Below are 25,904 nucleotides of genomic sequence, written 5' to 3'. Positions count from 1 at the left end.
GCCCCAACGAAGCGAAGCCATGCTGTTCAATTCACTCCCGTTCCTGCTGCTGTTTCTTCCCATCGCCCTGGGCGGCTACTACCTTCTTGGTGGCATTCGTCCCAGCCTGGCAGCGATATGGCTGAGCCTTGCATCACTGGTGTTCTACGGCTGGTGGAACCCTACTTTCGTCGTGCTGTTGATGGCGTCGATCGTGTTCAACTACCTGCTCAGCCTGGTGATCCTGTCCACCGAGGACAGGCCGAAGCTGCAGTTGTGGGTCCTGGGGTTTGGCATCGCGGCCAACCTGGCCGTGCTGTTCTATTACAAGTACTTTGCAGCGCTGCTGGGCGTGCTGGATGGTTGGGGTCTTGTCGCGCACAGCACCAGCGATATCATCCTGCCGCTGGGCATCTCGTTCTTCACCTTCACCCAGATGGGCTTCCTGCTCGACTGCCGTGCTGGTGTGGTACGCGAGCGGGGGTTTTCATCCTACGTGCTGTTCGTGACCTTCTTCCCGCACCTTATCGCCGGGCCGATCCTGCATCACAAGGAGATGATGCCGCAGTTCGCCGACCGCGCGAACTATCGCTTCAAGGCCGAGAACCTGAGTGTGGGCGGCGCGCTGTTCGTGATTGGCCTGGCCAAGAAGGTATTGCTGGCCGACAACATCGCGCCATGGGCCGAGGCGGGATTCTCGGCGCCGGGTGAACTGCAGCTGTTGGGTGCGTGGAGTGCCGCGCTGGCGTATGCGCTGCAGCTGTACTTCGATTTCTCCGGCTACTCGGACATGGCGATGGGCCTGGCCAAGATGTTCGGCATCCGCTTCCCGATGAACTTCAACTCGCCTTATAAATCGACAGGCATCATCGAGTTCTGGACGCGTTTCCACATGACGCTGACGCGCTATCTCACTGCCTACCTGTACAACCCGGTTGCCTTGGCCATCACCCGTGCAAGGGCGCAGAAGGGGCTGCCAGTAGGGCGCAAAGCCACTGCAACCCTGCGTGGTTTTTCCAGCATGGTGGTGTTCCCGACGGTGCTGACGATGGGGCTGGCCGGCGTCTGGCATGGCGCCGGGCTGCAGTTCCTTATCTTTGGCCTGCTGCATGGCAGCTACCTGGCGATCAATCACGCCTGGCGCCAGTTCGGTCCAGCTCCGCTCGGCACGGTTGCACGCGGCTGGCATCGTGCCGGCTATGTACTGCTCACCTTCCTGTGTGTCGTGGTGGCGCTGTTGTTCTTCCGGGCAAACAGTACCGCGGATGCGTTTCGCATCCTGGCGGGCATGAGCGGTCTGTATGGCATGGAATCGCTGGCGCCTGTGCTGTTCCCGCTGCAGGCAATGTTTGCTGGCAATCCGGATTGGAGCGGCGGTGATCTGCTGCGCATGCTGTTCGAACGTTGGGCCCCGGGCCTGATGATTGCGGCCTTGTTGGCGATCGTGTGGCTGGCACCGAACTCCAACCAGATACTGGGTGACTATTCGCCCGCGCTGGAAGGCTCGTCGCCGGCACCGCGTGCATGGATGCGGTGGCGGCCCAACCTTGCTTGGCTTGTGTTGACCCTGCTGGTGCTCGCCTATGCGATGTTGAACCTGGACAAGACCGCTCGGTTTCTCTACTTCCAGTTCTGAATCCGGCAATCGGTCCGGTTGTTTTCCCTCTTCTGTCACAGGTAACCCGCAATGCTGGAAAAACTTGGCTGCACCTTTCATCACATTGGCGTTGCCTGCAAAGATTTCGCACTGGAGCAGATGGTGTGGGAGCAGCTTGGCTACCATCAGGAAGGTGAGGAGTTCGAGGACCCGGTGCAGCGGGTGAAGGGGCGTTTTCTCGTTGGGCCGGGGCCGCGTCTTGAACTGCTGGTGCCAACCTCCGCCGACTCGCCGGTACAGGGTGTGCTCAGCCGGCGCACACGTATGTATCACCAGGCGTTCGAGGTGAAGGATTTCGATGTGGCGTTGGATACGTTGGAAGATGCTGGCGCACGCCGCACCGCTGAGCCGGCCGCAGCAGTTGCATTCGGTGGCCGTCGCATCGTTTTCCTTTTCCTGCGCAACGGGCATCTGCTGGAGCTGATCGAAGCCGCCTGACCGCGCTTGCTATGCGCTCTGGCAGCGCTATAAACCCCAGGCCCGCCGCAGTGCTTTGGCCTGGGGCGTGTCCTGTGAGAGCCAGGGTTCCAGTGCATACACCAGTACATTGCCGGCACCGCTGGCGCGGGCCCATTCCAGCTGCTGCTGTATGCGGGCGAAGTCGGCGCTCTCCGCGTGGAACTGGCTCTCATTGCCTGCTGGCGGCGGCAGTTGGCGGAACAGTTCGACGATGGCATCGAAGGCCACGCCGCGCTGCTTGAACAAGGCCAGCAGCGGCGCCAACGCTTGCTGGTTGCCCTGGCCGGCCACGCCAATACCGTCCTGTACCATCGGGCGCAGGGTGGTGCCATCGAGCACGTGCTGCCACAGACCGACCAGCGTGCCCTCCGTCTGCAACTGGCTGAAGTAGGTGGAGATGGCGCAATCGCCACCACGTGCGATCGTCACCTGCTGCATCTCGTGCAGCCAGCCAACCAGCAGCTGCAGACGTGCAGGTTCGGCCCAGTGGTACTGCTCCAGCTCGTAGGGCAGGTACCAGCCGGCGAAGCGTTGCTGTCGGGGCAGGCTGCTCTGGCCCAGCCAAGCACGGGCGCGCTCCAGGCTGGCGGCGAAGAAGTCGCGCAGCTGTACTTCGTCGGCACTGATTACCTGCCACCAGCGGTGCTCGAACGGCAGGCCGACACGCACGTTGATGCCGGCCTGATCGGCGGCATTGAACAGCATCGCGAGGCTGACATCGGACAGTTGCCAATCGCCATCTGGACCACCGAGGATGCCGCTCCACTGCACCACCAGTTGGCGGCAACCGGCGCGCCGGGCAAGCTTCATGGAGCGCTGCCAGTCCGTTGCGGTCCAATTCTGATGATCGCGCCAGGGCTGCAGGAAGGTGCCATCCACTTGTTCTGGTAGCGAGCAGCCAGGCAGCCCGGCCAGCGCCGCCAAGGCTGGGGCCAGCACAGCAGCCTGCAACAGGCGCCGCCGGTTGTGCGAGAGAGCCGTAACGGGCGTGGCGGTGGTCATGGGTATGCAGGCACCGGAAACAGGGACCCGCACATGATCCCAGAGCGTGCGGCTGTTGTGGAGCAAGCGTGGATGAGGCACGTAGGCAGTTCAGCAAAGCTTGGCAAGCTGCCATCGAGTGGGGGCTGGTTGCTTGCGAGGTTGAAGTGCCACGAGAACAGTGTGATGCAGGTTCTGGGCAGACGGCTTGGGCCTTCGGTCCATATGCGCAGGTGCCGGCCAGGGGCTGATCCTGTTTGCGTGCAGCGGCATATCTTTCCTCGGCGAAGACGCGATAACGCGAGTCAGTCTGGCGTGCATGCAGGGCATGAACGGATGGGGCTGGCCGTCGATGCCGTTGCTTGCAGCCCAACCGTCGGATGGTTCGCGATAGCTGTCACGGACCCCGGCAGATCTTCTCGGGTCTGCCGGGTATCGCCGTGAGTGTCACGGGTAGGTGACCATTACCAGATAGCCTGCTTTTGCCTGTTGCTCTGGGCGAGCTTGCAGTGCATAGCTCTTGGAAAAGAACCGCTCGTGAGCTTCGCCTGGATGCACCGCGAGGCCAAGCTGCTTGTGGTAGGAGGACAATGTGATGACATCGCCAGTGGCCAGGGTGGATACCTGCAGTTGTGCGCCCTGCGCAGACATCGGGCATGTATCCAGGTTCAGTTGTTGCTGATCGCGCACCAGCCCAATATTGCAACCCGAATCAACTATGCGTCCCACGAAGCGAATGGTGCCTTGACTGGCGTTGGCTGCCGAAGTGATGGAGAGCAACGCCGCACCTAGCAGGAGAGAACGAATCATGACCGTACTCCGCGTTTGGGGACTCCAGTAGGCGCCTGCCAGAAGCGGAGCAGAAGAGGCAACATGTCGTTCTGCTCGCGGACATCACGCGTGTTGAGTGATCACGATCAAATCGCCCTTGGCCCACGGCAGATGAAACTCTGGCCGATCGACTGTGTCCAGTGAAAACCGGATACACGAAAACGCCAGCATGCGCTGCATACGCGGGCGTCATGCGAAAGGCTGTTGCAGATTTGATTGGAATGGCTAATTGGCAATTTATGTGGAGAGCGTCACATTTGTTCCTGATAACTTCTCGTCCAGTTCTCGAATAGCAGGTGTCGAGTTCTGATCGGGAAGCGAGTCAAGGATTGAGTGCCGCTCCGTTGAACTCCTTGCTTGCCCCGGACCCACTTCCATTCCATCAGAGCAAGGTAATCGCAATGCGCAAAGTCAACATCATCGCAGCACTCCTACTGGCAGCAGCTCCGCTGGCCGCCAACGCCGCTGACGGCACCATCACCTTCAACGGCGAAATCACCGACAAGACCTGCACCGTTTCCACACCGCAGGGCAAGGACTTCACCGTGACCCTGCCGACTGTTGGGGCCAGTGCGCTGGCCGCCACCGGCCAGGTTGCCGGGCGCACGCCGTTCTCGATCAATCTGACTCAGTGCGATCTGGGCGGCGTTGCGACCTACTTCGAGCCGGGCGCCACCATCGATGCCAGCAGCGGTCGCTTGAACAACACCGCTACCGCCAACGCGGCAACCCAGGTGCAGCTGCAGCTGCTGGGCAGCAACAACCTTGCGCTGCCGATCACGGCTGCAGGTGCGGGCCAGCCGCAAACCAACTCGCAATGGGTCACTGTTGATGCAAGCGGCTCGGCAAACCTGAACTACGCCGTCGAGTACTACGCCCAGGGTGCGGTGTCGCCGGGTGAAGTCACCAGCAGCGTGAAGTACACGATCATCTACAACTGATCGTAGTTGTTGGCGCCCTCGGCCGACGATGCGGCCGGCCGAGGGATCTACTCCGCGCATGGCAGTAGTGGTTGCGATGAAAGCACAATTTCTGAAGGCACTGCTTGGCGCGGTGTTGATGGTGTTGTTTTGTTCGCCAACCCTGGCGGGCGTGGTGATCAGCGGGACACGGGCGATCTACCCGGAGCAGGTGCGCGAGATCACCGTCCAGGTGAACAATGTCGGCGAGGCGCCCTCGTTGGTGCAGGCCTGGATCGACAGCGGCGACCCCGAGCAGACGGCAGAAAACAGTGACGCTCCGTTCCTGCTGACGCCGCCCATCGCCCGGGTTGAGGCAGGGCGTAGCCAGGCCTTGCGAGTGATCTTCACCGGTGCTGATTTGCCGAAGGATCGCGAGTCGCTGTTCTGGTTGAACGTATTGGATGTCGCTCCTTCGCCCAAGGAATCCGGTGAAGAGCAGAACTATCTGCAGGTGGCTTTCCGTTCGCGGATCAAGTTGTTCTATCGCCCCAAGGGCTTGCCGGACACTGCCAACGATGCGCCACCGAAACTGCGCTGGAGCTGGTCGGGTGGAAAGCTGCAGGCAGACAATCCAACGCCTTATCACGTGACGCTGGCTGAGGTGCATGCGATCAGCGCCAACGCGGACAAGCTGGTTGAAGAAAAAGGAAAGATGGTCGGCCCGAACCAGCAACTGGTGCTGGATGCCACTGGTCCCGTGGACAAGGTGCGCTTCATCACCATCAACGACTACGGCGGAAGGGTAGAGAACAGTGCCAGCGTTGTGGCTGGCCCCTGAGTAGCAGCTCGACGGAGTGAGCGAGTTCGCGGTTGCGATCGTTCTTAAGGAAGCCGGTGTGATTGAGAGCAGGTTGTCGTCATCAATTCGGAGGTCGATTTTCGGTGTAGCAGCGGGCAAGGAGCGAATGTTGCCGTTGTTCCTGCTTGCCGCAGGCGTTTCGCTGCCGTTGCACGTATGGGCGGCGCCAGCGCCCGCTCCTGAGCCTGGCGGCAATCTCGGCGAACAGGCGTTGCTGGCAAGCGCTGCCCCGGCCAGGCCTGCTGCTCCCGAAGTGGCGCAGTTCGACTCCAGCTTTCTTTCCGGTTCCGGCACCAAGGTCGACCTGTCGGCGTTCGCCAATGGCAATCCGATGGTGGCGGGCGACTATCGCGTGGATATCTACGTCAACGGCAGTTGGAAAGGGCGCCGCGACCTGCCATTCCGTGCCAATGGACAGGGCGAGGTAGGCGCTTGCCTGGACATCGCACTGCTTGAGGAGCTCGGTGTAGACACTGAGCAACTGCAGGCAGTTGCCGCCGACGGCACTGCGGAAAACGTGTGTTACCAGGTGCAGGAGCGCATGCCCAATGCATTCGGTATCTATGACAGCAGCAATCTGCGCTATGACCTGAGCATCCCCCAGGTCAACCTGCGCCGCGAAGCGCGCGGTTACGTGAATCCTGCGCTATGGGACCGCGGCATCAATGCCGGCTTCGTCGGTTACAGTTTCAACATGGTGGATGGGCAGACGCGTGGCGCGTTTGGTCAACGCAACCGTAGCGCCTATCTTGGCCTGAACGTGGGTCTGAATCTGGCTGGCTGGCAGCTGCGCCAGGACTCGAACCTGACCTGGAATGAAGGTGATGGCAGCCATTGGCAGCGCATCGCGACCTATGCCCAGCGAGGATTCGCGAAGGTCGGTGGAGCGCTCACCGTTGGCGAGGCCTATACCAATGGCGAGCTGTTTGATTCTGTGGGCTATCGTGGTGTCAGTCTGGCGACTGACGATCGCATGCTGCCCGATTCACTGCGTGGTTACGCGCCTGTCATACGCGGTATCGCCGAAACCAATGCACGCGTGGAGATTCGCCAGAACCAGCAGCTGATCTACTCAAGCACGGTATCGCCAGGCAACTTCGTCATCGACGATCTCTACCCAACCGGCTATGGCGGCGATCTGGAGGTCAGTGTTGTCGAGGCTGATGGTCGCACGCGATCCTTCAAGGTTCCGTTCGGCGCGGTGGCGCAGATGCTGCGCCCGGGGATGTCACGCTATGCGTTCACCGTCGGACAGGTGCGCAACGAAAACCTGCTGGATGAGCCATGGTTGGCGCAGGGCACCTACCAGCGTGGCATTGGCAATCGTCTGACCTTGTATGGCGGCGGCTTGTTGAGCGAGAACTATGGTGCGCTGCTATACGGAGCGGGTCTGGCAACGCCGGTAGGTGCATTGTCGTTCGACATGACGCACGCACGTTCGCGCATCCAGGGAGGTGAGGGCAGGTTGGGCGCGAGCACGCGGCTGAGCTATAGCAACCTGATTGGCCAGCTGGGTACCAATGTGACCCTGGCGGCATACCGGTATTCAACCCGTGGCTACTACAGTCTGCAGGATGCATTGAACCATCGTGATGCAATTTCGCGTGGCTTCGACGCGCAACGCTACGGGCGGCAACGCAGCCAGTTCCAGTTGACCTTGAATCAGCCGTTGGCCAAGGGCTGGGGGGCGCTGTATGTAACCGGATCGGTACGTGATTTCTACGATATTGCAGGTAGCAGCGTGCAGTACCAGGTGGGTTACAACAATGCTTGGCGCGCGGTGAATTTCGGCTTCTCTGCGGTACGTATCGAAGTCGGCCTGCCTGCGGTACGTGATACGCAATACCTGCTCAGCTTGAGCATGCCGTTGGGTCGGCGTGGTCGATCGATGTCGCTGAGTACAGATGTCGGCATTCGCGATAGTGGTGCGCGCAACCAAGCCGGTGGCTATGACAACAGCCGAATCGGTATCAGCGGGTCTGCCGGCGTCGACTACAACTTTGACTATGGGCTGACGTTGGCAGACAGCCGTAGCGGGAGTACCAGCGTCATGGCCACTGCGGGTTATCGTGGCCGTTACACAAGCGTCAATGGCGCCTATGGCTACTCGGATGAATTCCGCCAGTTGTCGCTGAGTGCAAGCGGCAATGTGGTTATGCATGCTGGCGGGGTTACTTTTGCACCGTATCGCGCCGACACCATGGTGTTGGTGCATGCGCCGGGAGCGGCCGATGCGCAGGTGACCAACGCTCAGGGCCTGCGTGTGGATCGTCGCGGTTACGCCGTTGTGCCGTATGTGTCGCCCTTTCGGCTCAATGCCATCACCCTTGATCCCGGCGACATGTCGCGCGATGTTGAACTTGAGTCCAGTAGCCAGTCGATTGCGCCCTATGCTGGCGCTATCAGTCTGCTGCGCTTTCAGACGCGTAGTGGCCGGGCACTGCTTATCAGCGTACGTGGCGCGGCAGGGCAGTCCCTGCCACTGGGCGCTTCGGTCAAGGACGAGCAGGGACAGCTGGTTGGTCTTGTCGGACAGGGCGGTCGTCTGTATGTACGCAGTGAGAACGACAGCGGTCGATTGCAGGTTGAATGGGGTTCGCAGACCTCGCAGCGCTGCTGGATTGACTACGAGGTGCCTGTAGATATGGATGCGAGGAAGGTCGGAATTACTTCAGTGGAGTCGGTATGTCGTTGATCGCTAAGCCACAGCAGATGTTGGTAGTTGTAATGTCTGGAATGGCGGGATTGCTGTGGGGTACCTCGGCTGAAGCGACATGCCGAATACGCTCATCAACTTTTGTTGCGCAGGATGTGAGCGTGGATATGGGCGTTGTGTCCGTTCCTCCAAACCTGGCTATTGGCGGTGTGATTGCAACGATGCGATTTCCTGTCAACGCTCAACCCAACAGTTCTTTCGTCTGCGACCTTATTGGAAGTGATTGGTCGGAGCTGCAGGTGCTGAATCGAGAGACGGTATCTACACATCTGTGGAAAAGCGATGTTCCTGGTGTTGGATTCCGTATCTCCCATGGGGCTGTCGTCTGGGGGGGCGCGTGGCCAATATCCGCTACTACAACCAGATCAGCTATTCGCCTGGTCAGGTGTTCGGCATACCTTCGACTGAGTTGGTATTTGAGCTGATAAAGATTGCGGACGTGATTGGAGCGGGGGCGATTGCACCACCAGGAATGATAACTCGGCAGTACATTGCCAGCATCGGCCCTGGTCGTCCGATCCTTACTGCAAGCATACGCGGATCGGGTGTGGTGATTGCGCCGACCACATGCAAGGTTGATGCTGGAGGTAGCAACGTTGCAGTCAACTTTGGTTCCATTTCGGCGGGGGTGTTTGCAGGTGTTGGTTCCACGGCGGACAGCCGCGACTTTTCTGTGGTGCTGGACTGCCCGGGCTCTGCCCAAGTTGGGGCACGTGTAGGCATCAGGGTAGATGCCGTACAGGATGCTTCCAATCTTCCGGGCGTATTGCCATTGACGGCAACGGTAGATGCCGCATCAGGCGTTGCGATTCAAATGGTCAGGCGCGAAGGTGCAGGGGAGCAGCCGTTGAGGTTTGCCGAGAATGTAGTGCTGGCAACGGGGCCTATGAGCGCAGGAAAACTGACATTGCCACTGAGAGCGCGGTACATCCAGACACGCGCGGGGCGGGTGACTCCAGGCAAGGCCAATGGCTTGGCGACGTTCACGATTCAATACAACTGAAGCACATTTTTTAGGCAGCCTGCGCTGCTTGGTGGTGAAGGTTTTTGCGGATGAGCCGGCTGCGCATTTTCGAAGCAGAGAGGTTGCAGCAAGGCTCCAGATACAACGGTATTGTTCGGCTTGTGATCATGTAGTGTTCGACCGGATGCGAGGATGACTTGCTCCCGCTACCTTGATCGTTTTTCAGCAGTGAACTGTTTCTGCTTCGTGTGGCTGTAAGAGAGTGATGTCGTGGGTTCTCCCCGACATCAATGATGTAGTCGATACGCCTGATTGCGTTCGATTCAATTGGCAAACGGAGGTGCTTGCCTATGTGCTTGGCTATGCCGATCAAGGTGCTGGCTGTCTGAACTGAATCACTAGCGTTCCCTACGGGGAACTGGACAGGCGTTGTGGCGTTGCGGGACGGTGTTCCTCCCGTTGCATCAGTGCTTGATTCCGTGATTTCAACATGACCTTCAACCACAGCTGACGCCACGCGTCGGATCGCACTGCAGTCAACTGCAGCCTGCGCTCGTGCGAAAAGCCTGTTGAGCATGTTTGGCCGCGCTGCATGTACAGCGGGCACGACACAGGTATGTGCGAAACAAGATCAGTCGACCTTCCGCCTGCGCGCTGCGCCAGGTGGTTGTCGCTGGTGATCTTTGCGGCCTCGCTTATCAATCGTCGGTCCGGTAGCTGTAGCGCTGCCGGCTTTCATAACGATGGAGGCTATATGTCATCGATCCATGAGTGTGCCCGCCTATTGCGGGCAGCCTTGTCTGGCGTTGTGTTGGCGTCGCTGGCGCCTGTGGCGCAAGCCGCGTGTGCGCTGAGTGCCGGCTTTTTCGTGCCGCAGGATGTGCAGATGGATATGGGGCAGCTGGTGATACTGCCTGGTTTGCCGGTGGGCGGGCTGATCAAGGAGCTGGTGGTGAACATAGATCCGCGTTCCGGCGTAGGCAGATGTACCAGGGCCAGCAGTGTCATCGGTGTCTACAACAATGCTCGGCAACAGATACTGGTGCCGGGGTTGGATAATGTCCGTGCGACCGATGTGGCGGGTATCGGCATTCGCGTCTATCGCGACTCCGGTGAGGTCAAGGCTTACTATCCGCACGTATACCCGGTGAACACCGACGGTGCGGTGGATCTTGCTGGTGGCTTCTTTCGCGTCGAATTGATCAAAACGGCGGCCGTCACCGGCTCCGGGTTGATCGCTCCCAGTGGCAGATTCACAACCTATTACTTCGATGGGGATGGGGTCGGCAAGCCCATACTGGTATCGACGTTTAGAGGGACGGGCACCACGGTGGTGAACCCAACGTGCTCGGTGCAAGCGGGCAGTCGCAATATCGTGGTCGAGTTTGGATCGGTGCCTGCCAGCACATTCACCGGCGTGGGTGCGCGTGCGATCAATCGCGATTTCGATATCCGCCTGGACTGCCAGGGTAGCAATGTCGCGCAATACCAGAGCCGTATAGGCATACGGCTGGATGCGGTGCAGGGTGCATCCAGTCTGCCGGGTGTGTTGCCCTTGAGTGCGATTGCCAACTCGGCTGCGGGCATCGGTATCGAGCTGGTACAGCGCAATGGCACTGCCGAGAAAGCGGTGCGGTTTGCCGAGAACATAGACCTCGGCGTCAGCGTAGCCGGTACCAGCACCATGAGCCTGCCGTTGCGCGCCCGTTACATCCAGACCCGGCCGGGCAGGGTGACTCCCGGTAGGGCCAACGGCACGGCGACGTTCACCATTCAATACAACTAGGACTGCATCGAGCTCGCATCGGCTGCAGTGGATGCTCGTCCGCAGCCTCCGGTGCGCATTTTCAGTGGTGGGCCCTCGCGGGCGGGAAAGCACTGCGGGTGTGTGTTGTCGGATCAAGGTTCCGGGGCGATGGCGGAGATTCTCTGCCTCGTTCTAGAATGCTGCCTTGCCATCAACGGGGGCGATGCATGGGGATGCACGTCGACACCAGCTGTATCAATTGCGATCGCATAGCCGGCGGTCCTGAGCAGAAGTACTGCCCCAACTGCGGCCAGCCGACACCGGTGCATCGCATCGATTGGCATTTCCTGAGCCATGAGTTGGAGCACAGCGTGCTGCACATGGACCGGGGCATCCTGTACTCGCTCAAGCTGCTGATGCTGCAACCCGGCCGGCTGCTTCGCGATTACATCGAGGGGCGGCGCGGCAACCAGGTCAAGCCGCTGTTGCTGATCACGATGATGTCGGCGGCCGTGGTGTTGCTGAACAAGCTGGTCAGCGGTGGCAGCCTGATGGACGGTGGCGCTTCCCAGGCCGTTGCCACGAACCAGGCGTTGCCCGTGCAACTGCAGCAGTTCATGCTGGCCTCGGGTGCGGTAGGGGAGTGGGTGAGTGGGCATTTTGCGGCTTTCACGCTGATGCTGCTGCCGATCGAGGCGCTGGTGTTCTGGTTGGTGTTCCGCCGCTTCAGCCGGTTGAATTACCCCGAATGGCTGGTGGTGACCACGCTGCTGACGGTGCAGACCTTCGTCATCTGGCTGCTGATGATTCCGCTGCACCGCTGGTTGCCCTTTGTGCAGTCGCTGGCGGGCTTGATGGGCATGATCTATGCCGCAGCGTCACTGATGCATTTCTTCGCCGCGCGTCCGTTGTGGTCCACGCTGTGGCGCACGCTGCTGGCGTTCGGCGTGTTCTCAGTGATCAGCTCCCTGCTGGTGCTGGGTGCAACGCTGGTGGTGATGTGGGTGGCGTGAGCCACCCGCATCACCGCAGCGGTCACTCCAGCGCGTACCTCAGCACGAACAGTCCGGCCACAAGCCACACCGCCGGATGCACTTCTCGCCAGCGGCCGGTACCTGCCTTCAGTGCTGCATAGGCGATGAAGCCGAAGGCCAGGCCGTTGGCGATGGAATAGGTGAAAGGCATCGCCAGCGCACACAGCGCGGCAGGAACCGATTCGGTCAGGTCATCCCACTTCACTTCCACCAGTTCGCGCAGCATCAGCCCGGCGACGAACAGCAGCGCTGGCGCGGTCGCATAGGACGGCACCATCGCCGCCAGCGGCGAAAACAGCAGTGCGGCCAGGAACAGCGCGGCAACCACCAGTGCGGTCAGGCCGGTACGGCCGCCCACCTGTACGCCGGAGGCACTTTCGGCAAAAGCGGTGGTTGAGCTGGTGCCCAGCAGTGAGCCAGCGACAATCGCGCTGCTGTCGGCCAGCAGTGCGCGGCTGAAACGCTTCTTGCCGTCTTCCAGCTTCAACAACCCGGCGCGGCCGAGTACGCCGTACAGGGTGCCGGTGGCGTCGAATACTTCCACCAGCACGAACACTAGCACCACCTGCAGCAACACCGCCAACGGCGCGCCGCCGTCGTGGTGCAGCAGACCGGGCAGGTCCAGCTGCAGGAAGGTCGGGGCCAGACTCGGTGGCAGTGAGACGATGCCTTGGTACTGCACCGAGCCGATCGCCCAGCCAATGCCGGTGACGGCGAGGATGCCGATCAGGATCGCACCGCGTACCTTGCGCGCCTCCAGGATGGCAATCAGCAGGAAGCCGGCCAAAGCCAGCAGTGGCGGCGCGGTATTGAGCGGGCCGAGCGTGAGCATGGTGTCTTCATTGGCAACGATAACGTTCGATTTCTGCAACGCGATGATGGCCAGGAACAGGCCAATGCCGGCCACGATGGCCGAGCGCAGCGAGGCGGGAATGCCGGCCACCAGCCAAGCGCGGATGCCGGTCAGCGACAGCACCCAGAACACGATGCCGGAAATGAAGACCGCTGCCAGCGCCTGCTGCCAGGGCAGGCCGGCAGCGCCCACCACGGTGAAGGCGAAGAACGCATTCAAGCCCATGCCCGGTGCCATGCCGACTGGATAGTTGGCTGCCAGCGCCATCACCGCCGAGCCGATTGCTGCTGCCAGGCAGGTCGCCACGAACACCGCGCCCGGGTCCATGCCGGTGGTGCCGAGGATTTCCGGGTTGACGAAGACGATGTAGGACATCGTCAGGAAGGTGGTGATACCGGCCAGCACCTCGGTACGGACGCTGGTGCCGTGCTGTTGTAGTTTGAAGATTCGGTCTAGCAGGGACATGGGGGAATTCCGACGAACAGGAGGAGCTGGCTGTCCCTTCTCCCGCACGCGGGAGAAGGTGCCCCGAAGGGGTGGATGAGGGGTGCTTCACCCGCTCTTCCGCTCTTCAAGCCTTTTGGGCTAATGCAAGGGCTGCCAATTTCCTGCGCAGAGCTTGCCCTCACCCCAACCCCACTCCCGCAGGCGGGGGAGGGGCTTTGAAGCGAAGAGCGCGCTGTTCGGCGCCGTCGCCAAAAGCAGACGGCCGCACTGGGCGGCCGTCTGTCGGGTATTACTTCAGTGCCTTGAAACGCAGGCGCTTGGGACCGGCATCGTCGCCGAGGCGACGCTTCTTGTCCTCTTCGTACTCGCGGTAGTTGCCCTGGAAGAACTCCACGTGCGAGTCGCCTTCGAAGGCGATGATGTGCGTGGCGATGCGGTCCAGGAACCAACGGTCATGCGAAATGACGAAGGTGTTGCCCGGGAACTCCAGCAACGCATCTTCCAGCGCACGCAGGGTTTCGATGTCCAGGTCGTTGGACGGTTCGTCGAGCAGCAGCACGTTGCCACCCTGCAGCAGGGTTTTGGCCATGTGCAGGCGGCCACGCTCACCACCGGACAGCGAGCCGACCATCTTCTGCTGGTCCTGGCCCTTGAAGTTGAAGCGGCCGATGTAGGCGCGCGACTGGATCTCGACACCGTTGATGTTGAGGATGTCCAGGCCGCCAGCGATTTCCTGGAACACATTGTGGTTGCCGGTCAGCGCGTCGCGGCTCTGGTCGACGTAGGACAGCTTGACGGTCGGGCCGACCACGATCTCGCCCGAATCCGGCTTTTCCTGGCCAGTGATCATCTTGAACAGGGTCGACTTACCGGCACCGTTCGGGCCGATGATGCCGACGATGGCACCCGGCGGGATGATCATCGACAGGTTGTCGATCAGCAGGCGCTCGCCGAACTTCTTGGAGACGTTCTTGAACTCCATCACCGAGTTGCCCAGGCGCTCGCCCGGCGGGATGAAGATTTCATTGGTCTCGTTGCGCTTCTGGTAATCAACGCTCTGCAGCTCTTCCAGGCGGGCCAGACGGGCCTTGCCCTTGGTGCGGCCACCCTTGGCGTTCTGGCGCGACCATTCCAGTTCCTTCTGGATCGCCTTCTGGCGGGCCTTTTCCTGGTTGTCTTCCTGCTTCAGGCGCTCGTCCTTCTGCTCCAACCACTGGGTGTAGTTGCCCTTCCACGGAATGCCGCGGCCGCGGTCGAGTTCCAGGATCCACTCAGCGGCGTTGTCCAGGAAGTAGCGATCATGGGTGACGGCCACCACGGTGCCGGTGTAGCGCGCCAGGAACTGCTCCAGCCATTCCACCGACTCGGCGTCCAGGTGGTTGGTCGGTTCGTCGAGCAGCAGCATGTCCGGCTTCTGCAGCAGCAGGCGGCACAGTGCCACGCGGCGCTTTTCACCACCGGACAGGTTGCCGATCACCGCGTCCCACGGCGGCAGGCGCAGGGCGTCGGCGGCCACGTCCAGTTGGTTCTCCAGCGTGTGCGCATCGCCAGCGGCCAGGATGGCTTCCAGCCGTTCCTGTTCCTTTGCCAGTGCATCGAAGTCGGCGCCTTCCTCGGCATAGGCGTCGTAGATCTTGTCCAGCGCGGCTTGGGCCTGCAGCACTTCGCCCACGCCTTCCTCGACCGCTTGACGCACGGTCTGGGCCGGGTCCAGACGCGGTTCCTGCTCCAGGTAGCCGACCTTGATGCCGGCCTGCGGGCGGGCCTCGCCCTCGAAATCGGTGTCCACGCCGGCCATGATCTTCAGCACGGTGGACTTGCCGGCGCCGTTCAGGCCCAGCAGGCCGATCTTGGCACCGGGGAAGAACGACAGCGAGATGTCCTTGATGATCTGCCGCTTGGGCGGGACCACCTTGCTGACGCGGTTCATGGTGTAGATGTATTGCGAGGACATGACGTCTCCGTAGCGCACGCCTGCGCCCGGTCCAGTGAGGACAGGGCCAAAGGCAAAAGGGAATCCCCAATTATAACCGGAACCTCGGCATGGCCGGCGGAGGCGGGTGGGGCGCTTGCTGATTTATGAATGGGAAAAGCCGTAACCGTTTCCAGCCGGAAACCGTTCAGATCAAGTGAGCATCATGGAAACCGTCAACCAACCCAGTGAGGGCCACCCATGAAGATGAACCGCTTTGTTGTCGCTGCGATGACCACCGTATTGGCGTATTGGCGTTAGGTGCCACCGCCCCGGCCTTTGCGGCGGGTGACCGCGATGACCATGACCGTGGCCGCCACGGCTGGGATGACCGTGGCAGGGGCCATGATCGCGGCCGGGGCCACGGCCATGACCGCGACGACCGTCGTGATGACCGCCGTCACTACAGCAACGGTTACCGCGAGGGCTATCGCGACGCCCGCTATAACGACCGTCGTTACAATGACCGTCGCTACTACGCACCGCCGCGCGTGGTGTACCGCCCCTATGGATTCGAGCGTGGCCATCGCTACAGCAATTACTACGGCGGTCCGGTCTATGTGGTCAACGACTACGACCGCTATCACGTGCGCCGCCCGCCCTACGGCCACCGCTGGATCCGCGATGATCGCGGCAACATGCTGATGGTGGCTATCGCCACCGGCATCATTGCTGACATCGTGTTCAATCATTGAGCCAGGCTGCGGCCGGTTCCCTGAAGGCGCCCTGCGGGGCGCCTTCTTCGTTTGCGGGCCGTGGTGTTGGTTGCAGATGGCATCGACCGCTGCCGGGCCGGGGGCTGAAGGAAGCGCTACAATCGACAGCTCCCTCGCCCCCGTACCAGGAGCTGTGATGTTCCCGCGTGAAGCCCGTATCGAGTCCTACGATCCCGAGTTGGCCAAGGCCATTGCCGATGAGTGCCAGCGTCAGGAAGACCATGTCGAGCTGATTGCCAGCGAGAACTACGCCAGCCCGATGGTGATGGAAGCGCAGGGCAGCCAGCTGACCAACAAGTACGCCGAGGGTTACCCGGGCAAGCGCTACTACGGTGGCTGCGAGTACGTGGACATCGCCGAGAAGCTGGCGCTGGACCGTCTGAAGCAGCTGTTCGGCGCCGATTACGCCAATGTGCAGCCGCACAGCGGTTCGCAGGCCAACCAGGCCGTGTACTTCGCGCTGCTGCAGCCGGGCGACACCATCCTGGGCATGAGCCTGGCCCACGGCGGCCACCTGACCCACGGTGCCAAGGTCAATGCTTCCGGCAAGATCTTCAATGCGGTCCAGTACGGCGTGAACGAAGCCGGCCTGATCGACTATGACGAAGTCGAGCGCCTGGCACTGGAGCACAAGCCGAAGATGGTGGTGGCTGGTTTCTCCGCCTATTCGCAGGTCATCGACTGGGCGCGCTTCCGCGCCATCGCCGACAAGGTGGGTGCCTACCTGTTCGTGGACATGGCGCACGTCGCCGGTCTGGTCGCTGCCGGCGTCTACCCGAACCCGATCGAACACGCGCACGTGGTCACCTCCACCACCCACAAGACCCTGCGCGGTCCGCGTGGCGGCATCATCATTGCCAAGGGCGCTGGCGAAGAGATCGAGAAGAAGCTGCAGTCGATCGTGTTCCCGGGCATCCAGGGCGGTCCGCTGATGCACGTCATCGCCGCCAAGGCCGTGGCCTTCAAGGAAGCGCTGGAGCCGGAATTCAAGGCCTACCAGCAGCAGGTGGTGAAGAACGCCCAGGCGATGGCCACCACGCTGATCGCGCGCGGCTACAAGATTGTCTCAGGTGGCACCCAGAACCACCTGATGCTGGTCGACATGATCGGCAAGGACGTGTCCGGCAAGGACGCGGAAGCCGCGCTCGGCAAGGCTCACATCACCGTCAACAAGAACTCGGTGCCGAACGACCCGCGTTCGCCGTTCGTGACCTCGGGCCTGCGCCTGGGTACCCCGGCCATCACCACCCGCGGTTACCAGGAAGCCGACTGCGTCGCGCTGGCCAACTGGATTGCCGATGTGCTCGACGCCCCGGCCGATGAAGCCGTCATCGCCCGCGTGCGTGATGCAGTCAGCGAGCAGTGCCGCAAGTACCCGGTTTATGGCTGATCGGCGTCGGGTGTCAGCGGTTCTTGACGCCCGTTCTGCCCAGAGCTGACCGCATTACCCCGGGTTGGGCGCTTGCCCCGGCCCGGGGTTTGTTGTATCTGCGTTACAGGTTTTCCACGTCGCATGCGCGGCGCCTGATGTCCAAGGCTTGAAACATGCATTGCCCGTTCTGCCAGCACACCGACACCCGCGTGATTGACTCACGCGTTTCCGAAGATGGCGCCACCATCCGTCGCCGCCGTGGTTGCGAAGCCTGTGGCGAACGTTTCAGCACGCTGGAAACCATCGAGCTCAAGCTGCCGGTCATCGTCAAGAGTGACGGCGGCCGCGAAGCCTTTGATGCGCGCAAGCTGCGGGTGGGTTTCGACCGCGCGCTGCAGAAGCGGCCGGTATCGGAAGAACGCATCGAGGCGGCGGTGCGCGCGGTGGTGCACCAGCTGCGCATGTGCGGCGAACGCGAAGTGCCGTCGATCAAGGTCGGCGGCTTCGTGATGGACGAGCTGCGCAAACTCGATCATGTCGGCTATGTGCGCTTCGCATCGGTCTACCGCAGCTTCGAGGACGTGGCCGATTTCCGCGACGAGATCGAAAAGCTCGAGCGCGATCATTCCGCCGACAACGACCAGCTGCCTTTGTTGGAAGGGGCGGGGTCGCCGGATGGCAGGACCGCGAAGTCTGCAAAGCGTTGAGCTTTGCCCGCACGGGCGGACGCGGAGACAGTGATGCATGGGCTTGGCGTGCGTCTGTCTTCTGTGGGAGCGGCGTAAGCCGCGAAGCTGATGTTGCTCAAGCTCCCGGCACCACTGTCACCCGATGATCAAGGTGCTTCGCGGCTTACGCCGCTCCCACAAGAGAGCCACTGACAGGGCTCTGGCAGCTGATTCTGATCGACTGCTCAGCGCTGTGCTCAGCTTGCGGAGACTGGCAGCGCGATGGATGCAGGCGTACCGTGTGCGCCGTTCTTTGTGCAGGTCTTGAATCCCGATGTTGTTCGTCAATCTGATTGACCGCCCCGAGCTGCTGCCGGCCTTGGCTGCCGCGCATGTGCAGGCATTCGGCAGCCTGTTGCCGGAGTGGACTGAGGCCCAGGCAGAAGCCGAGCTGCGAGCGCAGCAGCGCGACAGCATTCCCTGTTCCTGGCTGGCCGAAGATGAAAGCGGGTGGCTGGGCTCGGTCAGCCTGCTGCATGACGATCACGAGCAGATCCGTGGCTGGTCGCCCTGGTTGGCGTCGCTGTATGTCAGTCCGGCAGCGCGCGGCAAAGGGGTAGGCGCGGCGTTGGTCGCGCATTGCGTCGCACAGGCAGCGGCGCTGGCCGTGCCGGTGCTGTATCTGTATTGCGAGCCGCCGTTGGTTGCCTGGTACCGGAGTCTGGGTTGGCGCGTGCACACCGAGCTGCAGTTGGGGCCGCTGGCGATCACGGTGATGGTAGTGGACACCGGCTACCACTGAGTTGCACTGCGGCGACGACGCTGGCGTTGCTGCGCATACACTTGCCGACGTTCGCTGCCGCAACGAGCGGCGTGCTGCATTCGCAATGAGGTCCTACCGATGAGTCAGTTCTCCGCCACCGATCACCTGCTGATGGCCCGCGCGCTGCGCCTGGCCGAGCGCGCCGCCTGGACCACGCGGCCCAACCCGATGGTGGGGTGCGTCATCGCACAGGGCGATGAGGTGGTGGGCGAGGGCTGGCATCAGCGTGCTGGCGGCCCGCATGCCGAGGTGTTCGCACTGCGTCAGGCCGCTGAGCGGGCGCGTGGTGCCACCGCCTACGTCACTTTGGAGCCCTGCGCGCACTACGGGCGCACGCCGCCGTGTGCACTGGCCTTGATCGATGCCGGTGTGAGCCGGGTGGTGGCAGCGATGGCTGATCCGTTTCCGGATGTGGATGGTGGCGGTTTTGCGCTACTGCGGCAGGCCGGTATTGCCGTCGAAGTAGGTTTGATGGCGGCACAGGCGCGTGAGCTCAATCGCGGCTTCCTGTCGCGCATCGAACGTGGTCGCCCATTCGTGCGGGTGAAGCTGGCCGGTAGTCTGGACGGCCGCACGGCAATGGCAAACGGCGAGTCCAAGTGGATCACCGGCGAGGCGGCGCGCGCTGATGTGCAGCAGTGGCGCGCGCGTGCTGGCGCGATCCTGACCGGCGCGGCGACGGTGTTGGCGGATGACCCACTGTTGACCGCGCGGCCGGACAGCGGCGAGTTCCTGCCGCCGCTGCGGGTGGTGCTGGATGCCCGGCTGCGGACCTTGGCATGTGAGCGCGTGCGCGAAGGCGATGCGCCCACGTTGTATCTGCATGATCTGGCGCTGCCCGCACCGGCTATGGATGACGCCGAGTTTGCCGGTGTTCCAGTACAGGGCGATGGCCGGTTGGACCTGGCCGAAGTGATGGCGGTGCTGGCCGCGCGCGGCATCAACGAGGTCCATGTCGAGGCAGGGCCAACCCTGTGCGGCGCCTTGCTCAAGGCCGGGCTGGCCGACGAACTGCTGCTGTACATGGCGCCGCTGCTGATGGGCGATGCTGCGCGGCCACTGTTGACCGGGCTGGGCATCGATTCCATGGCGCAGACGGTGGCGCTGGAGACCCGCGACGCGCGCATGATCGGGCCGGACCTGCGGTTGCTGCTGCGCCCAGCATAAAAATATAGTGCCGAGCCAGGCTTGGCACTGCACTTTCGCCCCTCTCCTGCGTGCGGGGTGAGAAGGGCTGCTTGCGAACCAGAGGTTCGCAGCCATTCGAACGACCTTGCGTCAGCGCAAGGGCCGGGGCGCGGAGCAGGGGTCGGGGGGAGGGGCGCCTTCGCTGGTAGAGCCCCCTGCCCAGCTTGGCTAGGCACTACACAGCCCTGGCCCGTTCCACGGATGGGAAGCACTTGTTCAGCCCGGCCAAGGCCTTCCCAGGGGTGGCGCTGGTACAATTCCCGAGCCGGTACGCCGGCACTCACAAACGTCTTCAGGGCGGGGTGCAACTCCCCACCGGCGGTAGGTGCAATGCTCCAAAAGGGTGCTGCACGAGCCCGCGAGCGCTCCAGCTAGGCCCGCACATCGGTGCGGCTACCCGGTTGGAGGTCAGCAGATCCGGTCAGATGCCGGAGCCGACGGTCATAGTCCGGATGAAAGAAGACGGTGTTTCGGGCCCTTCGCGGGGTCCGTGCGCCTGTTTGCCTTGCGGCGTTTTTCGCTCACATATCGCGGAGAACGTTAGTGTTTACTGGAATCATCGAAGGCGTCGGTCGTCTGGCCGCACGCGAACCCATCGGCGGCGATGTCCGCTTCACCTTCAATGTCGGCAGCCTGCCGTTCGAACAGGTGCAGATGGGCGAAAGCATCGCCGTCAACGGCGTCTGCCTTACCGTCATCGACTTCGACGGCAGCAGCTTCAAGGCCGATGCCTCAACCGAAACACTGGCCCTGACCACGCTTGGTGGCCTGGCCGAAGGTGCCGTGATCAATCTTGAGCGCGCCATGCGCCCGACTGACCGCTTGGGCGGCCACCTAGTCAGCGGCCACGTCGATGGCCTCGGCAAGGTGCTTTCCATCCACGAGGATGCACGTGCGCTGCGCTGGCGCTTTGCCGCGCCCAAGGCGCTGCTCAAGTACATCGCCAAGAAAGGTTCGATCTGCCTGGATGGCGTCAGCCTTACCGTCAACGAAGCCGATGACGAGGGCTTCGAGGTCGCGCTGATCCCACACACCGTCGCCAACACCGCGTTCTCCGCCACCGGCGTGGGCAGTGCGGTGAATCTGGAAATCGATCTGGTCGCCCGCTATGTCGAGCGCCTGCTGGGCCAAGGAGCCGCACAATGAATTTCGCCCCCGTTCCCGAACTGCTGGAAGAGATCCGCGCCGGTCGCATGGTGGTCATCGTCGATGACGAGGACCGCGAGAACGAAGGCGACCTGATCATGGCTGCCGAGCTGGTCAAGCCGTCGGACATCAACTTCATGGTCACCCACGGCCGCGGCCTGGTCTGCCTGCCGCTGACCCGTACGCGCGCAGCTGACCTCGGTCTGGCGCCGATGGTGCAGGCCAATACTGCGCAGTTCCAGACCAACTTCACGGTCAGCATCGAAGCCGCCGAAGGCGTCACCACCGGCATCTCCGCACATGATCGGGCCCACACCATCCGCACCGCGGTGAAGGCCAATGCCAAGCCGTCCGACCTGCACCAGCCGGGCCACATTTTCCCGCTGATCGCCCAGCCGGGCGGCGTGCTGACCCGTGCCGGCCACACCGAAGCCGGTGTCGACCTGGCCATGCTGGCCGGGCTGGAACCGGCTGGCGTGCTGGTGGAAATCCTCAACCCCGACGGCAGCATGGCGCGTCGCCCGGAGCTGGAGGTGTTCGCCCGCGAACACGGCCTGAAGATGGGCTCGATCGCCGACCTGATTGCCTACCGCCTGGCCACCGAGCACACCGTCGAGCGCGTGGACGAGCGCGATATCGACACCGAATTCGGCGCTTTCAAGCTGGTCACCTACCGCGACCGCATCGCCAATGACCTGCATTTCGCGCTGGTCCGCGGTACCCCGGACAAGGACACCCCGACGCTGGTCCGCGTGCAGGTGGAAAACCCACTGGCTGACCTGCTGCATTGGCGCCGGGATGACTTTGGCGTGGCCAATACCGATGCGCTGCGGGCGATCGACGCCGCCGGCAGCGGGGTAATGGTGGTGCTGTCGGCGCCGCGCGACACCAATTCATTGTTGGCGCGCCTGCGCCAGCAGCCGGTGCCGGTTACCCCGGGCAAGGACAAGGACGTGGGTCAATGGCGCCGCAACGGTGCCGGCGCACAGATCCTGTCGGACCTGGGGCTGGGCAAGCTGCGTGTGCTCGGCACCCCGCGCCGGCAGATCGGCCTGGCCGGTTACGGGCTGGAAATCGTCGAAACCGTGCAGCCCTGAGGCTGCAGCGGGCGGGCTTCATACGCTTCCTGCGCAGTCACCGCTGCTTCCGCCTCCCTGCCTGGGGAGCGCGGGGTAGTGCCGGTGTACGGGCTCGTTCCTGCAAGCCGCTGCCCTTCCGCAGCCTTCGTGCCGCTCCGGTAAAGCCCGCGCACGGTAAACTTACCCACCTTTTGGAGTCCTGCCCCCCCTATGAGCCACTACGAAGGCTATCTCCTCCCGCCGGATTCGGCCCGTTTCGCCATCGTTGCCAGCATGTGGAATCCGCGTATCACCGACACACTTGTCATCGGTGCCCGCGAATTCCTGGCCGGAAGCGGCGTCAGTGAGGAGGCCATCGATGTGGTGCGTGTGCCGGGCGCCTGGGAAATCCCGCTGGTCGCGGCGCGTCTGGCTGCGGCGGGGCATCACGCTGCAATCATCGCCCTGGGTTGCGTGATCCGTGGTGATACCCGCCACTACGAGCACGTTTCCGATTGCTGCGCCGAGGGCCTGATGCGCGCGCAACTGGATTTCGGCGTGCCGGTACTCAATGGCGTGCTGGCGGTGGAGCGGGAAGAGGATGCCGATGCGCGCGCGGGCGGCAGCCATGGCAACAAGGGTACGGAGGCCGCGAAGGCGGCCTTGGAAATGGTCAACCTTCTGGAGAAGTTGCCGTGAGCAACAAGAACAACGGCAAGCCTGCCGGAAAACCCGTCCGCCGCGACGGCATCGACCCGGTGCTGCGTTCGCGCGCGCGCCGCCGTGCCCTGCAGGCCATCTACGCCTGGCAGATCTCCGGCGGCAACGCCGAGTCGCTGCTGGCCCAGTTTGCCCATGAGCAGGCCCACGAAATCGCCGACCTGGCGTATTTCGAAAGCCTGCTGCGTGGTGTGCTCGACAACCGCCGTGACCTGGACGAGGCGCTTGCCCCGTTTGTCGACCGTGCGGTCGAGGAAGTGGATGCCATCGAGCGTGCGGTGCTGCGCGTGGCCGCCTACGAGCTGCGTTACCGCCAGGACGTGCCGTACCGCGTGGTGATCAACGAAGCCATCGAAACCGCCAAGCGTTTTGGTTCCGAGCACGGTCATACCTACGTCAATGGCGTGCTCGACCGCGCCGCCGTGGAGTGGCGCAAGACCGAGTCCAGCCAGTAAGCGCTGGCGGCGTGATCGCCGCACTTGGGGTTTGCCACAACGCCGGGCCGATATCATCGGTGCCGGCGTTGTTGTTTTTGAGGGAGCGCAGTGATGAGTCTTGACGAGTTTGGCCTGATCGAACGCATCCGCCGGCGCACCGGCGCACGTGCGGACATCGTGTTGGGGATCGGTGATGACGCCGCGCTGTTGCAACCGGCGGCCGGCCAGCAACTGGTGGTGACCACCGATACGCTCAACGTTGGCGTGCACTTTCCGGCGGAAACGCCGCCAGCCGATATCGGTTGGAAGGCTTTGGCGGTGAACCTGTCCGATCTGGCCGCCATGGGCGCGCAACCGGCCTGGTGCAGTCTGTCGCTGTCACTGCCCGATGCCGACCCGGACTGGGTTGATCAATTCGCTGAAGGTTTCTTCCAGCTGGCAGATCTGCATGGCATCGCCTTGATCGGTGGTGACACCACGCGCGGCCCACTGTCGATCTCGATCACCGCGATGGGCCAGGTAGCAGCGGGGCAGGCATTGCGCCGGGATGGTGCGCAGCTTGGTGATGACATCTGGGTCAGTGGCGTGCCGGGTGAAGCGGGTCTGGCCTTGGCGTTGTGGCAGCAGCAGAGGCTGGAGGTAGGCCGGATTGCAGGCGATGCGCCAATGGAGCAACTGCGCCAGCGCCTGGCGCGGCCAACACCGCGGGTTGAATTGGGCCGCGCGCTGCAAGGTATAGCGACCGCTGCGGTGGATGTATCCGATGGTCTGCTCGCAGATCTGGGCCATATCTGCGCGCGCAGTGGAGTTGCTGCCGATGTGCTTGAAAACGCATTGCCGAGCTCATCGGCGGCTGTGCAGGCGGGGCTGTCCGGGGCGTTCAATGCGTTGCGTGCCAGCGCGGGTGACGACTATGAGTTGTGCTTCACCGCACCGCCTGAGCAGCGACAGGCGGTGCACGAAACCATGGCATCCGTAGCAGTTCCGCTTACCCGTATTGGCTATATTCGAGCCGGGACAGGGGTGCAGGTGATCAACCAGGAGGGTGCTGTGCTGGTGGCATCAAGGCAAGGCTACAACCACTTTTCAGGCCGCGGGGAGTAAGGAGGAGCCCTGCAAGCAGTAAGACGGATTTCTGTGTTCACGCGACGTCCACGTATTCATAATTTACCATCTCGTTCGTGATGGAAGTCGCGGTTTGATGCAATCGAGAGTCTGCATCCGGCGACGGCAAACAGGGGGAAGTAGTCGTGGAAACAGCAACGTTGGAAAAAGTGAGGGCGAAGATGAGTGATGTAGGTACGCCCTCGGTCACGGTGGACAGCCGTGCCCTGGAAACAGCACTCGATACCGTCATTGAACGCAACGTTGGCATTTCCATGCTGCTGGTCTCGACGGCCGATGGCCGTGCGATCGCTCACCGTTCGTTGAACAAGCTCGATCCACGGCGCTTGTCGGCGATGAGCAACTCCTTCCTGACGCTTGGGGAAACCTTGTCGCGCGAGCTCGGCCTGACGGCGGCCGACTACGTGACCATGTCCACCTCACAGGGCAGCATGGTGCTGGTACGCGTTGCTGCGGACCGGCCCTATACGCTGGCCGCGCTCGGCCATGCCGATACCTCCCTTGCCATCCTGCTGTATGCCGCTCGCGATGCTGCGGCGCGGATCAAGGTGTTGCTGTAACTCTCTTGTTGTAAATCAGCGGTGCTGCAGCTTGCCTGGCATGCCAGGGAGGCAGCGCGGGTGAACGGGTTCGAGTACGAAAATCTGATGCGATGCCGGTGCTGCATAGCGGCCTGGTCGCATTCAACACTTAGACAACAATCGATCAGGAACGGAGAAAAACATGGCTGGGAACGTCAAGCTGGACAAGTTGAATGAAATCGCTGGTTTCGTCGGTGCTGCGCTGGTCGACAGCGACAGTGGCATGGCCTTGGGCATGCTCGGCGGTGGCCCGATCAATCTGGAAGTTGCTGCTGCCGGCAACACCGAAGTGGTGCGTGCCAAGCGCCGAGTTGCTGCCTCGCTCGGCATCACCGATGCGATCGAAGACATCCTGATCACCCTGACCAAGCAGTACCACCTGATCCGTCCGCTGGAAAGCAATGCGGACCTGTTCCTGTACGTGGTGCTGGACCGTTCGCGTGCCAACCTTGCGCTGGCCCGCCATGAGCTGAAGTCGTTCGAACAGACGCTCGATTTCAAGTGATGCAATGACGTGGGGGGGGGGGGGGGGGGGGGCGCCGCCCCCCGCGGGGGGGGGCCCGGGGGGGGGGGGGGGGGGGGGGCGGGGGGGGGGGGGGGGGGGTGGTGAACGGGGGGGGTGGGGGGGGGGGGGGGGAGAGGGGGCCCCCGGGGGGGCGGCGCGGCCGG

The 25,904-nt window shown here is 62.5% G+C and carries 25 protein-coding genes and 1 riboswitch; of the genes, 21 read left to right on the top strand and 4 right to left on the bottom strand.

Annotated features, from left to right (window positions below; all coding sequences use genetic code 11):
- The first annotated feature begins 19 nt into the window (after window positions 1-19).
- The gene (locus ACVOMF_RS02990) at window positions 20-1,615 is read left to right on the top strand and encodes an MBOAT family O-acyltransferase (RefSeq protein ID WP_481507949.1); all 1,596 of its coding nucleotides are present in this window, start codon (window positions 20-22) and stop codon (window positions 1,613-1,615) included.
- Between the two features lie 51 nt (window positions 1,616-1,666).
- Complete coding sequence (locus tag ACVOMF_RS02985) at window positions 1,667-2,074, top strand: VOC family protein (protein ID WP_481507948.1); 408 nt, start codon at window positions 1,667-1,669, stop codon at window positions 2,072-2,074.
- A 27-nt stretch (window positions 2,075-2,101) separates the two neighbouring features.
- On the opposite strand, the gene ACVOMF_RS02980 is transcribed toward ACVOMF_RS02985, so the two are convergent.
- Entirely contained in the window at window positions 2,102-3,097 is a 996-nt protein-coding gene (locus tag ACVOMF_RS02980) for a DUF4434 domain-containing protein (RefSeq protein ID WP_481507947.1), read from the bottom strand.
- 426 nt (window positions 3,098-3,523) lie between these two features.
- Window positions 3,524-3,886 carry a hypothetical protein gene (locus ACVOMF_RS02975; RefSeq protein ID WP_481507946.1) on the bottom strand — a complete coding sequence of 121 codons (363 nt, stop codon included), beginning with the start codon at window positions 3,884-3,886 and terminating at the stop codon, window positions 3,524-3,526.
- A 422-nt stretch (window positions 3,887-4,308) separates the two neighbouring features.
- Here ACVOMF_RS02975 and ACVOMF_RS02970 point away from each other — a divergent pair, with 422 nt between their 5' ends.
- From ACVOMF_RS02970 to ACVOMF_RS02940, 7 genes are all read left to right on the top strand, one after another.
- Complete coding sequence (locus tag ACVOMF_RS02970) at window positions 4,309-4,848, top strand: fimbrial protein (RefSeq protein ID WP_481507945.1); 540 nt, start codon at window positions 4,309-4,311, stop codon at window positions 4,846-4,848.
- Between the two features lie 76 nt (window positions 4,849-4,924).
- Window positions 4,925-5,647, top strand: a complete 723-nt coding sequence (locus tag ACVOMF_RS02965) for a fimbrial biogenesis chaperone (RefSeq protein ID WP_481507944.1) — start codon at window positions 4,925-4,927, stop codon at window positions 5,645-5,647.
- 130 nt (window positions 5,648-5,777) lie between these two features.
- A complete protein-coding gene (locus ACVOMF_RS02960; protein WP_481507943.1) occupies window positions 5,778-8,363 on the top strand; it encodes a fimbria/pilus outer membrane usher protein in 2,586 nt (861 codons plus the stop codon).
- Window positions 8,354-8,809 carry a hypothetical protein gene (locus ACVOMF_RS02955; protein WP_481507942.1) on the top strand — a complete coding sequence of 152 codons (456 nt, stop codon included), beginning with the start codon at window positions 8,354-8,356 and terminating at the stop codon, window positions 8,807-8,809. Before ACVOMF_RS02960 ends, ACVOMF_RS02955 begins: the two co-directional genes overlap by 10 nt.
- Window positions 8,722-9,387: a fimbrial protein gene (locus ACVOMF_RS02950; protein WP_481507941.1), complete on the top strand. Its 666-nt coding sequence runs from the start codon at window positions 8,722-8,724 to the stop codon at window positions 9,385-9,387. Before ACVOMF_RS02955 ends, ACVOMF_RS02950 begins: the two co-directional genes overlap by 88 nt.
- A gap of 715 nt (window positions 9,388-10,102) precedes the next feature.
- Window positions 10,103-11,134, top strand: a complete 1,032-nt coding sequence (locus ACVOMF_RS02945) for a fimbrial protein (protein ID WP_481507940.1) — start codon at window positions 10,103-10,105, stop codon at window positions 11,132-11,134.
- A gap of 284 nt (window positions 11,135-11,418) precedes the next feature.
- Entirely contained in the window at window positions 11,419-12,108 is a 690-nt protein-coding gene (locus tag ACVOMF_RS02940; RefSeq protein WP_481507939.1) for a DUF3667 domain-containing protein, read from the top strand.
- A 22-nt stretch (window positions 12,109-12,130) separates the two neighbouring features.
- Here the strand turns inward: ACVOMF_RS02940 and ACVOMF_RS02935 are convergent, their stop codons facing one another.
- Both ACVOMF_RS02935 and ettA read right to left on the bottom strand, forming a co-directional pair.
- Complete coding sequence (locus ACVOMF_RS02935) at window positions 12,131-13,447, bottom strand: NCS2 family permease (protein ID WP_282266305.1); 1,317 nt, start codon at window positions 13,445-13,447, stop codon at window positions 12,131-12,133.
- A gap of 271 nt (window positions 13,448-13,718) precedes the next feature.
- Window positions 13,719-15,383, bottom strand: a complete 1,665-nt coding sequence (ettA, locus tag ACVOMF_RS02930; RefSeq protein ID WP_303748868.1) for an energy-dependent translational throttle protein EttA — start codon at window positions 15,381-15,383, stop codon at window positions 13,719-13,721.
- A gap of 260 nt (window positions 15,384-15,643) precedes the next feature.
- Between ettA and ACVOMF_RS02925 the strand changes: the two genes are divergently transcribed.
- From ACVOMF_RS02925 to ACVOMF_RS02870, 12 genes are all read left to right on the top strand, one after another.
- On the top strand, window positions 15,644-16,096 hold the full coding sequence (locus ACVOMF_RS02925; protein ID WP_481507975.1) for an RcnB family protein: 453 nt from the start codon (window positions 15,644-15,646) through the stop codon (window positions 16,094-16,096).
- Between the two features lie 157 nt (window positions 16,097-16,253).
- Window positions 16,254-17,507, top strand: coding sequence for a serine hydroxymethyltransferase (glyA, locus tag ACVOMF_RS02920; RefSeq protein WP_481507938.1), 1,254 nt, complete (start codon window positions 16,254-16,256; stop codon window positions 17,505-17,507).
- A gap of 155 nt (window positions 17,508-17,662) precedes the next feature.
- Window positions 17,663-18,196 (top strand): transcriptional regulator NrdR, encoded by a 534-nt coding sequence (gene nrdR / locus ACVOMF_RS02915; protein WP_481507937.1) that lies wholly within the window; start codon window positions 17,663-17,665, stop codon window positions 18,194-18,196.
- 295 nt (window positions 18,197-18,491) lie between these two features.
- A complete protein-coding gene (locus tag ACVOMF_RS02910; RefSeq protein WP_481507936.1) occupies window positions 18,492-18,959 on the top strand; it encodes a GNAT family N-acetyltransferase in 468 nt (155 codons plus the stop codon).
- A 99-nt stretch (window positions 18,960-19,058) separates the two neighbouring features.
- Window positions 19,059-20,147: a bifunctional diaminohydroxyphosphoribosylaminopyrimidine deaminase/5-amino-6-(5-phosphoribosylamino)uracil reductase RibD gene (ribD, locus tag ACVOMF_RS02905; RefSeq protein ID WP_481507935.1), complete on the top strand. Its 1,089-nt coding sequence runs from the start codon at window positions 19,059-19,061 to the stop codon at window positions 20,145-20,147.
- A gap of 305 nt (window positions 20,148-20,452) precedes the next feature.
- Window positions 20,453-20,636: riboswitch (FMN riboswitch) on the top strand.
- A gap of 75 nt (window positions 20,637-20,711) precedes the next feature.
- Window positions 20,712-21,314 carry a riboflavin synthase gene (locus tag ACVOMF_RS02900; RefSeq protein ID WP_481507934.1) on the top strand — a complete coding sequence of 201 codons (603 nt, stop codon included), beginning with the start codon at window positions 20,712-20,714 and terminating at the stop codon, window positions 21,312-21,314.
- Window positions 21,311-22,411, top strand: coding sequence for a 3,4-dihydroxy-2-butanone-4-phosphate synthase (gene ribB / locus ACVOMF_RS02895; RefSeq protein ID WP_481507933.1), 1,101 nt, complete (start codon window positions 21,311-21,313; stop codon window positions 22,409-22,411). Before ACVOMF_RS02900 ends, ribB begins: the two co-directional genes overlap by 4 nt.
- A 192-nt stretch (window positions 22,412-22,603) precedes the next feature.
- A complete protein-coding gene (ribH, locus tag ACVOMF_RS02890) occupies window positions 22,604-23,071 on the top strand; it encodes a 6,7-dimethyl-8-ribityllumazine synthase (protein WP_481507932.1) in 468 nt (155 codons plus the stop codon).
- Window positions 23,068-23,547, top strand: coding sequence for a transcription antitermination factor NusB (gene nusB / locus ACVOMF_RS02885; protein WP_481507931.1), 480 nt, complete (start codon window positions 23,068-23,070; stop codon window positions 23,545-23,547). Before ribH ends, nusB begins: the two co-directional genes overlap by 4 nt.
- A gap of 93 nt (window positions 23,548-23,640) precedes the next feature.
- The gene (thiL, locus tag ACVOMF_RS02880) at window positions 23,641-24,633 is read left to right on the top strand and encodes a thiamine-phosphate kinase (protein ID WP_481507930.1); all 993 of its coding nucleotides are present in this window, start codon (window positions 23,641-23,643) and stop codon (window positions 24,631-24,633) included.
- A gap of 182 nt (window positions 24,634-24,815) precedes the next feature.
- Window positions 24,816-25,214 carry a roadblock/LC7 domain-containing protein gene (locus ACVOMF_RS02875; protein WP_282266335.1) on the top strand — a complete coding sequence of 133 codons (399 nt, stop codon included), beginning with the start codon at window positions 24,816-24,818 and terminating at the stop codon, window positions 25,212-25,214.
- Window positions 25,215-25,377: 163 nt separating this feature from the next.
- A complete protein-coding gene (locus ACVOMF_RS02870; protein ID WP_057627433.1) occupies window positions 25,378-25,740 on the top strand; it encodes a roadblock/LC7 domain-containing protein in 363 nt (120 codons plus the stop codon).
- Window positions 25,741-25,904: the final 164 nt, after the last annotated feature.

Source organism: Stenotrophomonas sp. STEN022 (assembly GCF_056760155.1).
Note: the sequence above shows the minus strand (reverse complement) of the source record. Positions and strands in the feature narration are given on the sequence as shown.